This is a genomic window from Streptomyces sp. NPDC046727 (assembly GCF_040645635.1).
Classification (GTDB): domain Bacteria; phylum Actinomycetota; class Actinomycetes; order Streptomycetales; family Streptomycetaceae; genus Streptomyces.
The window spans coordinates 16,410-33,010 of the sequence record NZ_JBEYYR010000005.1; the positions used below are offsets into that span (position 1 = coordinate 16,410).

Genomic DNA, 16,601 nt, shown 5'->3' on the forward strand with positions numbered 1-16,601 from the left:
GTCGGGCGGGTGACCTCGGCCGGCAGGGCGTAGCTCAGGCCGGTCGGCCCGACGGTCACTGCTCTCTTGGCAGACCGGTCAGTCCACGAGTAGCACGAGTTTGCCCCGCACAGTCCCGGCTTCGCCGACACGGTGCGCGTGGGCCACCTCGGTCAAGGGGAAGGTCTGGCCGACCTGGACGGGGAATCGTCCTGTTTCGGCCATGTGAGCGACCTGGGCCAGCGCGTAGGTGGCACGGCCGGTGTCGCCGCGGCTGAAGCGGATGCCCGTCTGCCGCGCGCCGCGGAAGTCGGCGACCGTGAGCACGTGCTCGGGCGCGCCCGCGAGCTCCACGAGTTCGGGAAGGACGCCGCTGCCGGCGATGTCCAGGGCGAAATCGACACCCGACGGCATGATTGCCCGGACTCGCTCTGGCATCCCGTCGCCGTATGCCACCGGCTCGGCCCCGAGCGCGCGGAGGGCATCGTGTGTGCCCGGACTACCCGTGCCGATGACGCGCGCGCCGCGTTCGATGGCGAGTTGGACAGCGGCGCTCCCGACGCTGCCGGATGCGCCGTTGATGAGCACGGTGCTGCCCGCTGTGACGCCGAGCTGGTCGAGCGAGCGCGCTGCGGTCTCGGCTGCCGCGGGGAGCGCTGCAGACCTCGCACAGTCGAGCGAGTCCGGGATCGGGGCCCAGTAGGACAGCACGGCCAACTCCGCTTGGGCGGCTCCGTACGGTGAGGCTCCGAAGACCCGGTCGCCGACCGTGACACCCGAGACACCGTCGCCGATCTCGTCAACGATGCCCGCAGCCTCGTAGCCCAGGGTCTGTGGCAGTTCCTGGTCCATCAGGCCCTGACGCTTCTTCCAGTCGCTGGCGTTGATCCCCGCGGCACGGACCTTGATCCGTATCTCTCCGGCACCGGGATGGGGATCGGGGAGGTCAACGATCTCAAGAACCTCCGGGCCGCCGAACCGGCTGAACCGTGCTGCCCTCATGACGCACTCCTTCCGTGGAAGGAGTGGCGGATCATCCGATACCGCGTGTGCGCGTACTCCGTGTCCGGCTGTCTGCCCGGCCGCAGAGCACGTTTCTACTCCGATACATCGACCCTACACGCTACTTGTCGGCAAGCGACATGTGATGCTCGTTGTACCGGTCCCCCTGCACCCCGAGATGTTCTCCTCGTCCGGGGGTGGCGTCCTTGGCCTGGGCGGGCCCCGCGACGTGGTCGACCAGGGCCTGGTTCGCCGCGCGGTTCTCCGCCGTGAAACGGGGCATGGTCGTGCGGACGTCGCCGTCCGTGAACGACGTCGACGTGTCCACCGCCCCGGTCAGGAACCCCTTGCCGAGTGGGCTGAACGGCACGAACCCGATGCCGAGTGCCACGCACGTCGGCAGGACCTCCGCCTAGGGGTCCCGAGGCGTACCGGTACGCCGTGGCACGCGGCGAGATCCCCGTCCTGCCGCGGTGGGCCGGCGACCGCCCTGGCCAGGGCCGGCAGGTGCTGAACACGTGCCTCCCGTACCCCGGCATCCCGTTCAGCCCCTGGCCGGAACTCGGCTCCGGGCCGGTGCGTCACCGCATCCCGGGCAGTCGCCGGAGTTCGCTGATCTTCATCAGGCGGGCCAGTACGAGATAGACCGCGGCCAGAGTCAGGGCTCCCGCGGCGAGGGCGCCGGCCGTGGGCCACGTACCGGCCCCGAGCCAGGCGGCGGAGCCGCGTGCGGCGGTCCAGGCCAGGGCCGCGCCGAGACCCGCCGCCACGGCGAGCTTGGTGTAGGTGCGGCGGAGCGTCCCGTCGTCGAGGCGTCCGCCGACCCGCTTGCGCAGCAGCCGTGCGGTCAGGGCGAGGCCGGCCAGATAGGACAGGGTGTAGGCCCCGGCCATTCCCGTCACCGCCCAGCGGGTGGGCAGCAGCAGATGGCACGCGGTGGCGAGGGCGATGTTGACCGCGGCGATCCACGTCGCCATGAAGAAGGGCGTACGGGTGTCCTCGAAGGCGTAGAAGCCGCGCAGCAGCAGGTACTGGGCCGAGAAGGGGATCAGACCGAGGCCGAACGCCTGGAGCATATGGCCGAGCGGCTGGGCCGAGGCGGCGTCGGCGGCACCGTGGGCGAACAGCAGCGGAGCGATCTGCGGCCCCAGGGCCAGGAAGAAGAAGGCGGCCGGCACGATGACGACGCCGCTGACGCGCAGGGCACGTGAGAGGTCCGCCCGCAGGTCGGGGACACGGCCTTCGGCGGCGGCCTTGCTCATGCGCGGCAGCAGGGCGGTCACCAGGGAGACGGTGACGATGGACTGCGGCAGCATCCAGATGGTCTGCGCGTACGTGTAGGCCGTGTAGCCCGCGCCCGCCTTCGGCAGCTCCTGGTCGGCGGCGTTCGCGTAGTTGGTGATCACCGTCAGCGCGACCTGGTTGGCCAGGACGAACAGCAGGGTCCACTTGGCGGCATGGATGCTGGAGCCCAGACCGGTGCCGCGCCAGTCGAAGCGCGGCCGGAAACGGAAGCCGGCGGCACGGGCGAACGGGATCAGCGCGAGGGCCTGGACGGCGATGCCGGCGGTCGTGCCGATGCCCAGCAGCCGGACCTGGGCGGTCGTGATGTCCTCCACCCGGTCGGGAACGGTCATCAGGCCCAGGTACGCGCCGAACATGCCGATCAGGACGGCGTTGTTCAGGACCGGAGTCCACATCATCGCCCCGAACTTCTCCCGGGCGTTGAGGACTTGGCCGTAGATGCTGAACAGGCCGTAGAAGAAGATCTGCGGCAGGAGGAAACGGGCGAAGGTCACCGTCAGCTCGAAAGCCTGGTGTCTGCCGGGAGTGTCCCGCATGTACAGACCGACGATCTGCGGCGCCGCCCACACCGCCAGCGCCGTGCCGGCGCCGAGTACGGACACCACGAGGGTCACCAGGCGCTGTTCGTACGCCCGCCCTCCGTCGGGGTGGGTCGCCCGTGCCCGTATCAGTTGAGGCACCAGGACCGCGTTGAGCGCACCGCCGATCAGGAGCGTGTACAGGCTGGTGGGCACCGTGTTGGCGGTGTTGTAGGTACTGGCCAGCAGACCCGTGCCCAGCGCGGCGGCCTGGAGCACCTGCCGGACGAGTCCCGTCGCCCGGGACACGACCGTGCCCAGCGCCATCAGCAAGGAGGAACGGGCCAGCCCGCCCTTCGCCGGCTTCTTCCTCCGCGCGGCGTGCCGCCCCCGCGCTCCTCGCTCCGACGAATCGGCCCGCGGCCTCGTCTCCGCCCCCTTGATCATGCGCCCAAGGCTATCGGGATTCCGGCGTTCGCCCGGCGGTGGGAAGCGAGGCCCGTGCGGTGCAGGGGCGGACCTTCTGGTCGCTACGATGACCCGGCCCGGCCCAGCCTGGCGGATCGACGTCCGGTGAGAGGACCGCGCAGTGAGCCAGAACCGTCCCGCCCGCGCAGCGGTGCTCTCGGGCGGGTCCTGGGGTACGGCCGTCGCCAAGATCCTGGGCGACGCCGGTACCGACGTGGTGCTGCACGCCCGGCGGCAGGAGGTGGCCGACGCGATCAACGCCGGCCGCCGGAACCCCGCCTACTGGCCGGACACCGAACTGCCCACTCCCGTGGCGGCCACGACCGACCCGGCCGTCGCCCTGGACGGCGCCGACTACGCCGTACTCGCCGTTCCCGCGCAGTCGTTGCGGGCCAACCTCGCGGTGTGGGCCCCGCTCATCGGACCCGACACCGTGATCGTGTCGCTGATGAAGGGCATCGAGGCGGGCACCGGGCTGCGGGCGAGCCAGGTCATCGCCGAGGTGACCGGCGTGCGCCCGGAGCGGATCGCCGTGCTGTCGGGGCCGAATCTCGCCCGCGAGATCATGGACGGCCAGCCCGCCGCGGCCACCGTCGCATGCCTGGACGAGGACGCCGCCCGTCGGTTCCAGACGGCGTGCCACACCCCGTACTTCCGGCCGTACACCAGCACCGACGTGATCGGCTGCGAGCTGGGCAGCGCGGTGAAGAACGTCATCGCATCACGCGGGGCCTGGCGGAGACCACCCGGCTGGCCAGCGCGCTGGGCGCCCGGCCCGCCACCCTCGCCGGTCTGGCGGGCATGGGTGATCTCGTGGCCACCTGCACGTCCCCGTTCTCGCGCAACCGGACCTTCGGCAGCCACCTCGGCCGGGGCCTGAGCGTCGACGAGGCCGTCGCCGTCACCCGGCAGACCACGGAGGGTGTGCAGTCGGCCGAGGCGATCCTCGACCTCGCCCGTGCCCGCGACGTCGAGATGCCGATCACCAGCGTCGTCGCCGCGCTGCTGCACGAGAAGGTCACCCTCGCCGAGGCCGCCGCGGCGCTGCTGAGCCGGCCCCCGAAGCCCGAGCGCTGAACCCGCCGACCCCGGAAGCGCGCGGGGGTGTGCGGCAGTTGGCCGGAGCGGCAGCACCGGACGCCGGCGTGCCGGTGATCGCGGGCGTCGACACCTCCGTCGACCGCATCGAGGCCGTCCGCCCGACACCGGCAGGTCCGTGCGGACCGGGCCCCGGGGTGTCGTCCGACAACCCGGGGCCGGGTGGAAGGCGCGCTCAGCGGTGGTCGTGACCGGGGTCCCCTCCCTCGTCCGGCGCCCCGGACGCCGGGTTGCGTTCCGGCTCCCCCGGGCGGCGGACCCGCCTTCCGCCCTCCTCGTACACCGTCCCAGGCCCCGGACGCCGGCGGCGGGGTACGTAGCCGGGTGGGCACAGGTCCTCGCCGGGACGACTCGGGGAAGGGGCCGGCATGCCGCCGGGCGGACCACCGTGCGCCGCCGATCCGATGCGCACGCACTCGCACTCGGGGTCCCCCGGACACGGCAGCACGTCCGGCGGCTCGCCGGACGGCTCGCCCGGGGGTGGTCCCGCTATGGGCATGAGCTGTTCCTTCCGCTGCCGCCCCACCAGCAGTACGACCCCCACGACGCGTCCCCGCTGGAGAAGTGGTCCTCCAGCGTGTAGCAGTTCGGGTGGGACGACCACGCCGAGCCGCGGTAGGGCTGCATGGTGCCGCCGGTGTCCGACTGGTACATCAGGTTGTTCATGAACGCGCACTGCTGCCAGCCCTGGTAGGGCCAGCGCCCGCTGCCCATGTCCGTGCGGGTGGTGGCCGGGTCGGTGCCGTCGTCCACCACTTCCCCGAACCAGTGGACGACGTCCGCCTGGGAACGCAGACCGGCGCTGTTGAACAGGGAGGCCGGGTAGTAGCCCATCCAGACGCCGTTGACCTGGACCCACCAGTTGCCCTGCCAGAGCTGGACCTTCAGGGCCATCTGGTACTGGGCGCCGCCGAACGTGCTCAGCGGGCTGGAGAGGGCCCCCGGGTAGAGCGTGTTGGAAGCCTGGACCCAGCCGGCCACGTTCTGGTTGTAGCCGCCCTTGTAGTCACCGCTCTGGGTGTGCCCGTTGGTCGTGTAGAAGATGAAGAGGTGCGGCAGCCAGTCACCGTAGAGGTCCTTGTAGACCTGGTGGCCGACCTCGACGGTCTGCCGGCCCGTGCCGCTGCCCCGGGTCAGGGCGAGCTGGCCGAGGGAGAACTCGCTGCTGTACTCCACGAAGGTGTGCCAGACGTTGATGTTCCCCGATGTGCCGTAGGCCGTCACGGACTGGGCGCTGGAGCCGTACTTGTGGACCGTGGCGGCTCGGGTGGTCAGCTCGCCCGTCGGGGTGACGGTCATGGCGTGGGTGCCCTTGGCGAGCCAGTCGTTCAGCCCGACCTCGGGCGTGATCTTCTCCACGGGCAGGCGTACGAGGGGAATCGTGCCGGGCGGACCCAGTTCGGCGTTCGGGTGCTCCAGCTCGAAGCGGGTGGGCTCGATCGGCCGGTCGCCGTCGAGCCGTTCGAAGGGCTGGTTCTCGCCCGGCGGCTCGGCGACGGAGCCGCCGTCGCCGAGCTGCGACTCGATGGGCACCCAGTCGAGCATGGTGCCGCCCTCGGTCACCGTGCTCGCGACGATGTCACGCCGGGCGTACTGGTCGCGGAGGTACTGGTGGATCTCCTCCAGCCGGGCCTGGGCCTCGGCGGGGGACTCGGTAACGGTGGCGAGGCCGCGGGCGAAGGGCGGCCTGTCCCCCTCGCCGTCGAAGTGGGGATTGCGTTCGATAGCCATGGCTTGCCATTTCCGTGTCACGGCTACGGATAAACGCATATGCCAACAGGAGGGGATGAAGTACCCCAAGGGAAGGCTCTTCCTGGGTGCCACTCGGGGCGGGCGGGGCCGGCCCGCGACGGCCGCCACGGGGGCTGTCGCGGGCCCTCCGCCGTGCCGCACGAAGGCCGTTCCGCGGGGACCCCTTAGCCACCGCAGGGGACCCTGGGGGCTGTAGGGGTGTCTTGCGTCACCGCCGCCTGCCTAGCCTCCGACAGCGGAGGGGAAGCGGTCCGGAAACCGTCCGGAGCCGATCCGCACGGCCGAGGCCCTCACTTCGATCTCGATCGGATGGCGCGCTGGTGACCAACGAAGAGCAACTGCTCGACTATCTCAAGCGGACGACCGCGGAACTGCGGGAGGCGCGGCGACGACTGCGCGAGAACGAGCGACGCGCACACGGCCCGGTCGCCGTCGTCGGCATCGGCTGCCGCTACCCGGGTGGCGTCACCACCCCCGAGGACCTGTGGGAACTGGTCGCGACGGGCACCGACGCGGTGTCGGACTTCCCCGCCGACCGGGGCTGGGACGTGGACGCCCTGTACGACCCCGACCCGGCGCGGCCCGGCCGGACGTACGCCCGCACCGGCGGGTTCCTGCACGACGCCGCCGACTTCGACTACGACTTCTTCGGCATCAGCCCCCGCGAGGCCCTCGCCATGGACCCGCAGCAGCGGCTCCTGCTGGAGACGTCCCACGACGCCTTCGAACGGGCCGGCATCGTCCCGGCCTCCCTGCGCGGCAGCCGCACCGGCGTGTTCGCCGGCGTGATGTACAACGACTACGCCACCCGCCTCACCACCGTCCCCGACGACCTCGACGGCTACCTCGCCAACGGCAGTGCCGCCAGCATCGCCTCCGGCCGCGTCGCCTACACCTTCGGCCTCGAAGGCCCCGCGGTCACCGTCGACACCGCCTGCTCCTCCTCCCTGGTCGCCCTGCACTGGGCGGTACGGGCCCTGCAGTCGGGCGAGTGCTCGCTCGCCCTGGCCGGCGGCGTCACCGTGATGTCCACGCCGGAGACGTTCATCGACTTCAGCCGGCAGCGCGGACTCGCGCCGGACGGCCGCTGCAAGGCGTTCGCCGCCGCGGCCGACGGCACCGGCTGGGGCGAGGGCGCCGGCATGCTGCTCCTGGAACGGCTCGCCGACGCCCAGCGAGCCGGCCACCCGGTGCTCGCCGTCATCCGCGGCAGCGCGGTCAACTCCGACGGCGCCAGCAGCCGCCTCACCGCGCCCAACGGCCCCTCCCAGCAGCGTGTCATCCGGCAGGCGCTGGCCGGTGCCGGGCTCACCGCCGCCGACGTCGACGTGGTCGAGGCGCACGGCACCGGCACCGCCCTCGGCGACCCCATCGAGGCCCAGGCCCTGCTCGCCACCTACGGCCAGGACCGTACGGAGCCGCTGCTGCTGGGCTCGGTCAAGTCCAACCTCGGGCACACCCAGGCCGCCGCGGGCGTCGCCGGGGTCATCAAGACGGTGCTGGCGATGCGGCACGGCGAGGTTCCGCCCACCCTCCACGTCGACGCCCCCACCGACCAAGTGGACTGGAGCGCGGGCGCCGTCGAACTGGCCCTGGAACGCCGCCCGTGGCCCGACACCGGCCGGCCCCGCCGCGCCGCCGTCTCCTCCTTCGGTATCAGCGGGACCAACGCGCACGTCGTCCTGGAACAGGCACCCGCCCAGGACGCGGACCACCCGGCCGAGCGGGCGGGCGGTCAGGTCCCCTGGATCGTCAGCGGCCGTACCCGCCAGGCCCTCGCCGGACAGATCGCCCGCCTGCGCGACCACCTCGGCACGCACCCCGACGCACGCCCGGCCGACCTCGGTCTGTCGCTGGCCACCACCCGCGGCCGCTTCGAGCACCGCGCCGTCGCGGTCGGCCGGGACACCGGCGAACTGCTCGCCCAGCTCACTGCCGCGACCCCGCTCACCCAGGTGGGCGGCAGGACGGCGTTCCTGTTCACCGGTCAGGGAGCGCAGCGGCTCGGCATGGGCCGCGCCCTGCACAAGGCCTTCCCCGTGTACGCGGAGGCCTTCGACGCGGTGTGCGCGCTCGCCGACCCGGGCCTGGAACGGCCCCTCGCCGAAGTGATCGACACCGACGCCGGCCTGCTCACCCGTACCGACTACGCGCAGATCGCCCTCTTCGCCACCGAAGTCGCCCTGTACCGCCTCCTGGAGTCCTGGGGCGTGACCCCCGACTACCTCGCCGGGCACTCCGTCGGCGAACTCGCCGCCGCCCATGTCGCCGGCGTGCTGTCCCTGCCCGACGCGGTGCGACTCGTACTGGCCCGCGGCACCTTGATGGCGGCCCTGCCCGCGGGCGGCGCCATGGCCGCGCTGCGCGCCACCGAGGACGAGGTCGCCCCCCACCTGGGCGACCGGATCGGCCTCGCCGCCGTCAACGGCCCCCGCTCCGTGGTCGTTTCGGGCGCCGAGGACGCCGTCGCCGCACTCGCCGCCCGGTTCGAGAAGAGCAAGCGGCTGAAGGTCTCGCACGCCTTCCACTCGCCGCTGATGGAGCCGATGCTGGCCGACTTCGCCGAGGCCGCCGCCCGCTGCGCGTTCGAGCCGCCGCGGATCCCGATCGTCTCCACGCTCACCGGCGCCCTCGCCGACCCCGGCCGGCTGGCCACCGCCGGCTACTGGGTCGAGCACGTCCGCCGCACCGTCCGCTTCGCCCCCGCCCTGACCACCCTGCACGAACTGGGCGTCCGCGCGTTCCTCGAAGTCGGCCCGGACGCGGCCCTCACCGCCCTGGCCGTGGACTGCGTCCCCGAGGGCAGCGTGACCGTCGCCGGGCTGCGCCGCGACGGCGACGAGGAACGCGACCTGGTCACGGCCGTGGCCCGGCTGCACGCGGCCGGCACCGCCGTGGACTGGCCGGCGTTCTTCGCCCCGCACCACGCCCGGCGCACCGACCTGCCCACCTACGCCTTCCAGCGCGAACGCCTCTGGCTGGAGGCCGGCGCGGGCGGCAGCGGGGACGCCGACGGCCTGGGGCAGCACGCCACCGGACACCCGCTGCTCACCGCCGCGACCGACCTGCCCGACACCGGGGGAGCGGTCCTCACCGGCCGGCTCTCCCTCGCCTCCCACCCGTGGCTGGCCGACCACGCCGTGCACGGAAGCGTGCTGCTGCCCGGCACCGCCTTCGTGGAGATGGCCCTGCAGGCCGGGGAGCGCACCGGCTGCGACACCGTCGAGGAACTCACCCTGCACGCCCCGCTGATCCTGCCCGAGCAGGGCGCGCTGGCCGTACAGGTCGCCGTCGGCGGCGAACGGGACGGACGCCGGGAGCTGACCGTCTGGTCCCGCCGCGCCGACCGCCCCGACGCCCCGTGGACCCGCAACGCCGCCGGTGTCGTCGGCAGCGCCGAGGAGGGCAGCCCGGCCGGCCTGACGGACTGGCCGCCCGAGGACGCCGAACCGGTCGCCCTGGACGGCCTCTACCCCGGCCTGGCCCGCACCGGCTACGGCTACGGCGAGGTCTTCCAGGGACTGCGCGCCATGTGGCGCCGCGGGGACGAACTGTTCGCCGAGGCGGCACTGCCCGAGAGCGCCCGCGCCACCGCCGCCGCGTTCGGCGTGCACCCGGCGCTCCTCGACGCGGTCCTGCACGTCAACCTGCTGGACCTGCCCGGCGGCCAGGCGGTGCTGCCGTTCGCCTGGGGCGGCGTCACGCTGCACGCGGCCGGCGCCGGCGCCCTGCGCCTCCACCTGGCCCCGTCCGGCCCCGACACCGTCACCCTCACCCTCGCCGACGCCACCGGCGCACCCGTCGCGACCGTGCGCAGCCTCGTGGCCCGCCCCGTCTCGGCCGAGCAGCTGGCCGGGGACGGCGACGACCCGCTGTACCGGGTCGACCTCGTCCCGGCGCCCGGCCCGGCGACCGCCGACGTGCCCGCCCTGGCCGTCTGCGGCGACGACGCCGGCCTGGACGCGCCCCGGCACCCGGACCTGGCCGCCCTCACCGCCGCGGGCCCCGTGCCCGACCTCGTGGTCCTGGTCCCGCCGGCCGCCCCCGACGCCGTCGCCGACCTGCCCGCCCTGGTACGGGACCGGGTCGACGCCACCCTGGACATCCTGCGCGCCTGGCCGGAGGACGAGCGCTGCGCCGGCCGCCGGCTCGCCGTGCTCCTGCGCGCCGGCGACCTCACCCACGCCCCCCTGTACGGGCTCGTACGCGCCGCCCAGGCCGAGAACCCCGGCCGGTTCCTGCTGATCGACAGCGACGGCAGCGCCGCCCCGGGTCCCGCCCTCGCCACGGCACTCGCCTCCGGTGAACCGGAGGCCGCGGTGCGGGACGGCGAGGTGCGGGTGCCGCGGCTGGCCCGCGCCAAGCCCGGCGGTCCGCCGCACTGGGACCCGGACGGCACCGTCCTGATCACGGGCGGCACCGGCGGGCTCGGCGCCCTGATCGCCCGTCACCTGGTCACCGAGCACGGCGTACGGCGTCTGCTGCTGGCCGGCCGGCGCGGCCCGGACGCCCCCGGCGCCGCCGAACTCCGCGGCGAGCTGGAGCGGTCGGGTGCCGAGGTGACCCTCGCCCGGTGCGACGCCGCCGACCGCGCCGACCTGGCCGCGCTGCTCGCCGGGCACGACGTGCGGGCCGTGGTGCACGCCGCCGGCGTCGTCGACAACGGCGTGCTGGCCACCCTCGACGCGGACCGGGTCGACCGGGTGCTGCGGCCCAAGGTGGACGCCGCCTGGAACCTGCACGAACTGACCCGCGAGAAGGACCTGTCGGCCTTCGTCCTGCTCTCCTCCACCGCCGGTCTGCTGGTCGGCGGCGGCCAGGCCAACTACGCCGCCGCCAACACCTTCCTCGACGGCCTCGCCGCCCACCGCCGCTCGCTCGGCCTGCCCGCCGTCTCCCTCGCGTACGGCCTGTGGTCCGGCTCCGGCGGCATGAGCGCGGACATCGACGCCGCCGACCTGGAACGGCTGCGCCGGCTGGGCCTGCCGCCGCTGACCCCGGCCCAGGGACTGCGCGCCTTCGACGCCGGCCTCGGCGGCGAGGACGCCGTACTGGTGCCCGTACGCCTGGACGCCGCCGCGGTGCGCGCCCGGCCGGACGGCGTACCCGCGCTGCTGCGCGGCGTGGTGCGGCCCGCCCGGCGGCGCGGCGCCGACCTCGCCGCGGGCGCGCCCGCCGAGTCCTGGCGCGAGCGGCTGGCGCCGCTGGCGGACGCCGAACGGGACCGCGCCCTGCTGGAACTGGTCCGCACACACGTCGCCGGCGTACTCGGGCACCCCTCACCGGAGTCCGTCGACCCGGGGCGCGCCTTCCAGGAGATGGGCTTCGACTCGCTCGCCGCCGTCGAACTGCGCAACCTCCTCGCGGGCGCCACCGGCCTGACCCTGCCCGCCACCCTGGTCTTCGACCAGCCCACCCCCCTCGCCCTCGCCGCCCGTCTCAGGACCGCGCTCGTGCCCGGACCCGCCGACCAGGCCCGGTCCGCGCTGGCCGAGCTGGACCGCCTCGAAGCCGCCCTGCACGCCCTGCCCGACCAGGACGGCAGCCACGCCCGGGTCACCGCGCGCCTCGAAGCGCTGCTGCGCGGCTGGCAGGACACCCACGGACGGCACACCGCGCCCGAGGCACCGGACGACTTCCGGGAAGCCAGCGACGAAGAACTCTTCGCCAGGATCGACGACGAACTGGGAGCCCAGTGATGGAAGACTCGGCCACGTCCGCCAAGCTCCGCGACTACCTCAAGCGGGCCACGACCGAGCTGGAGCGCAGCCGCCGCCGCGTGCGGGAGCTGGAGGAGCGGGACCACGAGCCCGTCGCCATCATCGGCATGGGCTGCCGCTACCCCGGCGGGGTGCGCAGCCCGGAGGACCTGTGGCGCATCGTCGACGAGGGCATCGACGTCGTCACCGAGTTCCCCACCGACCGCGGCTGGGACGTCGAGGCGATCTACGACCCCGAGCCCGGCGCCCCCGGCAAGTCCTACGTCCGCCACGGCGGCTTCCTGCACGACGCCGCCGAGTGCGACCCCGCCTTCTTCGGCATCAGCCCCAAGGACGCGCCCGGCACCGACCCGCAGCAGCGCCTGCTGCTGGAGGTCACCTGGGAGGCGTTCGAGCGGGCCGGGATCGACCCGAGCACGGTGAAGGGCACCCCGACCGGAGTCTTCGTCGGCCTGATGCACCACGACTACGTCGGCGGCACCATCTCCGGCAGCATCGTCTCCGGCCGGATCGCCTACACCCTGGGCCTGGAGGGCCCCGCGGTCACCATGGACACCGCCTGCTCCTCCTCCCTGGTGGCGCTGCACTCGGCGATCCAGTCGCTGCGCAAGGGCGAGTGCTCCCTGGCGCTGGCGGGCGGCGCCGCCGTCATGGCCAGCCCCGAGATGTTCATCGAGTTCAGCGAGCGGCGCGCGCTGTCCCCCGACGGCCGCTGCCACTCCTTCTCCGACGACGCCGCGGGCGCCGCGTGGGCCGAGGGCGCCGGGATGCTCCTCGTGGAGCGGCTGTCCGACGCCCGGCGCAACGGCCACGAGGTGCTCGCCGTCGTCCGCGGCTCGGCCGTCAACCAGGACGGCGCCTCCAACGGCCTGACCGCGCCCAGCGGCCCGGCCCAGATCCGCGTCATCCGGCAGGCCCTCGCCGACGCCCAGCTCGCCCCGCACCACATCGACGCCGTCGAGGCGCACGGCACCGGCACCACCCTCGGCGACCCCATCGAGGCCCAGGCCGTCATCGCCGCCTACGGACAGGACCGGCCGGCGAACCAGCCGATCTGGCTGGGCTCCATCAAGTCCAACATGGGCCACCCGCAGGCCGCGGCCGGCGTCGGAGCCATCATCAAGATGGTCATGGCGATGCGCCACGGCACCCTGCCCCGCACCCTGCACGTCGAGAAGCCCAGCACCGCCGTCGACTGGAGCGCGGGCGACGTCCGGCTGCTCACCGAACCGCACCCCTGGGACACCCCCGAGGGACGCCCCCGGCGCGCCGGCGTGTCCTCCTTCGGGATCTCCGGCACCAACGCGCACACCATCCTGGAGCAGGCGCCGACCGCCGGGGCCGAGCCGCCCGCCCCGGAGCGCGCCGCACTGCCCGTCGTCCCGTGGGTGCTGTCCGGCAAGGGCTCCGACGCCGTCCAGCGGCAGGCGGAGCGGCTCCTCGCCGCCGCCGGTGACCTCGACCCGTACGACGTCGGCCACTCGCTGGCCACCACGCGCGCCCTGTTCACCCACCGCGCCGCCGTCACGGGCCGCGACCGCGACGAACTGCTGGCCGGTCTGCGCGCCGTCGCCGACGGCAGCCAGGCCGCCGTCGTGGCCCCCGAACCCGGCCGGCTCGGCATGCTGTTCTCCGGCCAGGGCTCCCAGCGACCCGGCATGGGCCGGACCCTGCACGCCGGGTTCCCGGTGTTCGCCGCCGCCTTCGACGAGATCTGCGCCGCCTTCGACACCCACCTGGACCGGCCGCTGCGCGAGGTGATGTTCGACGCGGACACCGACCCCACCCCCCTGGACCAGACCGTCTACACACAGGCGGCCCTGTTCACCTTCGAGACCGCCCTGTACCGGCTGCTGGAACACTGGGGCATCCGCCCGGACCTGCTCGCCGGTCACTCCATCGGCGAGGTCGTCGCCGCGCACGTCGCCGGAGTCCTGGACGTCAAGGACGCGGTCGCCCTGGTCGCCGCCCGCGGCCGGCTCATGCAGGAACTGCCCGCGGGCGGCGCGATGGTGTCCCTGCTGGCCTCCGAGGCCGAGGTGACGCCGCTGCTCACCGACGGAGTCGACATCGCGGCCGTCAACGGCCCCCGCGCGGTGGTGATCTCCGGTGACGAGGAGGCCGTCCTCGCCGTGGCCGCGAAGGTGGCGAAGAGCACCCGGCTGAAGGTGTCGCACGCCTTCCACTCCCGCCGCATGGACCCGATGCTCGACGCGTTCCGCGAGGTACTGGCGAGCCTCACCTTCCACGAGCCCGCCCTGCCGGTCGTCTCCAACGTCACCGGAGGCATGGCCGGCGAACTCACCTCGCCCGACTACTGGGTACGGCACGTCCGCGAGGCCGTCCGCTTCCACGACGGGGTCGGCGCGCTGGCCGCCGAGGGCGCCACCCGCTTCCTGGAGGTCGGCCCCGACTCGGTGCTGACCGGCATGGCGCAGGACGTGGTCCCGCACGTCATCGGCGCCCAGCGCCGCGACCGCGCCGAGGACGCCGCCCTGGTCGACGCCGTCTGCCGGCTGCACCTGACCGGCACCGGCCCGGACTGGACGGCGGTGTTCGCCGGGGGCCGCAAGGTCGATCTGCCCACCTATCCGTTCCGCCGCGACCGGCACTGGGAGGACGCCCCCGTCCTCCAGGCCGAACGCTCCGCCGCGGCCCGCGCGGGCGGTGACGCGGCCGACCCGTTCTGGGAACTGGTCCGCGACCAGGACGTGAACGCCGTCGCCGCCACGCTCGGCGTCGCCGACGAGACCTCCGTCGCCGCCGTCGTACCGGCCCTGGCCGCCTGGCACGAGCAGCGGCAGGCCAACGCCACCGCCGACAGCTGGCGCTACCGCGTCGCCTGGGAGCCGCTGGCACCCGCCGCCACCCCGGTGCTCGGCGGCCACTGGCTGGCCGTCGTGCCCGCCGCCGACGACCCCTGGACGGCCGCCGTCCGCACCGGGCTCACCGAGCAGGGCCTGAGCCTCGACGTCCTGACGGTGCCGGAATCGGCCGGCCGTACCGGTCTTGCGGAGCTGCTCGCCGGCCGGGGCTCCGTCGACGGCGTGCTGTCCCTGCTCGCGCCCGCCACCGGACCGACCGCCACCGCCGCCCTCGTGCAGGCCCTCGGGGACGCCGGGATCACCGCCCCGCTGTGGTGCGCCACCCGCGACGCCGTCGCGCACGGCACGGCCGCCGCCGTCACCGGCTTCGCCCAGGCCCAGGTGTGGGGCCTCGGCCGGGTCGCCGCCCTGGAGCACCCCGACCGGTGGGGCGGACTGGTCGATCTGCCCGCCGAGATCGGTCCGCAGGCCGTCGCCCGGCTGGCCGCGCTGCTCGGCGACGCCGGCGGCGAGGACCAGGTCGTCATCCGCGAGTCCGGCGCCTACGGCCGGCGGCTGGAGCATGCCCCGGCCCGTGCCGGCGCGCCCTGGAAGCCGTCCGGCACGGTCCTGGTCACCGGGGCGACCGGCGCGGTCGGCACGGCCGTCGCCCGCCGGCTCGCCGCCGAGGGCGCCGGCCACCTGCTGCTGACCTCCCGCCGCGGCATGGACGCGCCCGGTGCCGCCGACCTCGTCCGTGAACTCACCGACAACGGCGCCGAGGTGACCCTCGCCGCCTGCGACGTCACCGACCGGGAGGCACTCGCCGCGCTGCTGGACTCCGTACCGGACGAGCACCCGCTGACCGCTGTGTTCCATCTGGCCGGTGTCCTCGACGACGGCGTCCTGGACGCGCTCACCCCCGACCGGTTCGCCGGCGTCCTCGCCGCCAAGGCCGACGCCGCCCGCCACCTGCACGAACTGACCGCGGACCGGGACCTGTCGGCGTTCGTGCTGTTCTCCTCCCTGACCGCCACCGTCGGCGGAGCCGGACAGGCCAACTACGCCGCCGCCAACGCCTTCCTCGACGCCCTCGCCGAGCACCGGCGCGCGGCCGGACTGCCCGCCACCTCGGTGGCCTGGGGACCGTGGGGCGGCGAGGGCATGGCCGCCCACGGCACCGTCCGCTCGGCCGCCCGCGCGATGGGCATGTCCCTCCTCGACCCCGACCGCGCCCTCACCGCACTGCACCGCGCCCTGGACGGCGGCGACACCACCGTCACCGTCGCCGACGTCGACTGGTCCACGTTCGCGCCCGCGTTCACGTCGAGCCGGCCCAGCGCCCTGCTGTCCTCGCTGCCCGAGGCGCGGCGCGGCACCGGCGGCGCCGAGTCAGGCGCGGTCGACGGCTTCGCCGAGAAGCTCGCCGGCCTCACCGGCGGCGAACGCGACCGCGCCCTGCGGGAGCTGGTCTGCGGCCAGGCCGCCGCGGTCCTCGGCTACGGGGGCGCCGACGCGGTCGAACCCACCACGGCCTTCCGCGACCTCGGCTTCGACTCGCTCACCTCCGTCGACCTGCGCAACCGGATCAGCGGCGCCGCCGGGGTGCCGCTGCCGGCCACCCTCGTCTTCGACTACGCCACGCCCGCCGCCCTCGCCGAGCACCTGGGCACCGAACTCGCCGGCGCCGGCACCTCCGTGGACTCGGTCGTCGCCGAACTCGACCGGGTCGCCGCCCGGCTCGGCGCCCTCACCGCCGAGGACATCGAGCAGGGACGGATCACCACCCGCCTCCAGTCGCTGCTGGGCGACCTGAACAAGACCCTCGGCCAGGACGCCGCCGCCGTCGCCGGACGGCTGGAGGACGCCTCCGCCGACGACGTCTTCGCCTTCATCGACAACGAACTCGGCTCGGCGTGACCCCGCCCTCCCACGACACCCCGGCCCCACCGCAG

At 74.3% G+C, this 16,601-nt stretch carries 6 protein-coding genes and 1 pseudogene; 3 read left to right on the top strand and 4 right to left on the bottom strand.

What is annotated here, in order from left to right; translation table 11 throughout:
- Positions 1–78 precede the first annotated feature (78 nt).
- The 3 genes from ABZ937_RS07695 to murJ form a co-directional block, all read right to left on the bottom strand.
- Positions 79–981, bottom strand: coding sequence for an NADP-dependent oxidoreductase (locus ABZ937_RS07695; protein ID WP_361687101.1), 903 nt, complete (start codon positions 979–981; stop codon positions 79–81).
- A 121-nt stretch (positions 982–1,102) separates the two neighbouring features.
- Positions 1,103–1,384: an aldo/keto reductase gene (locus ABZ937_RS07700; RefSeq protein WP_361687744.1), complete on the bottom strand. Its 282-nt coding sequence runs from the start codon at positions 1,382–1,384 to the stop codon at positions 1,103–1,105.
- Between the two features lie 178 nt (positions 1,385–1,562).
- Positions 1,563–3,251 carry a murein biosynthesis integral membrane protein MurJ gene (gene murJ, locus ABZ937_RS07705; protein WP_361687104.1) on the bottom strand — a complete coding sequence of 563 codons (1,689 nt, stop codon included), beginning with the start codon at positions 3,249–3,251 and terminating at the stop codon, positions 1,563–1,565.
- A gap of 142 nt (positions 3,252–3,393) precedes the next feature.
- Between murJ and ABZ937_RS07710 the strand changes: the two are divergent.
- Positions 3,394–4,349: pseudogene (locus ABZ937_RS07710) on the top strand (NAD(P)H-dependent glycerol-3-phosphate dehydrogenase).
- A gap of 510 nt (positions 4,350–4,859) precedes the next feature.
- Here ABZ937_RS07710 and ABZ937_RS07715 read toward each other — a convergent pair.
- On the bottom strand, positions 4,860–6,101 hold the full coding sequence (locus ABZ937_RS07715) for a neprosin family prolyl endopeptidase (RefSeq protein WP_361687107.1): 1,242 nt from the start codon (positions 6,099–6,101) through the stop codon (positions 4,860–4,862).
- Positions 6,102–6,442: 341 nt separating this feature from the next.
- Between ABZ937_RS07715 and ABZ937_RS07720 the strand changes: the two genes are divergently transcribed.
- On the top strand, positions 6,443–11,821 hold the full coding sequence (locus ABZ937_RS07720) for an SDR family NAD(P)-dependent oxidoreductase (protein ID WP_361687110.1): 5,379 nt from the start codon (positions 6,443–6,445) through the stop codon (positions 11,819–11,821).
- A complete protein-coding gene (locus ABZ937_RS07725) occupies positions 11,821–16,566 on the top strand; it encodes a type I polyketide synthase (protein WP_361687113.1) in 4,746 nt (1,581 codons plus the stop codon). The genes ABZ937_RS07720 and ABZ937_RS07725 overlap by 1 nt, the downstream gene beginning before the upstream one ends.
- Positions 16,567–16,601: the final 35 nt, after the last annotated feature.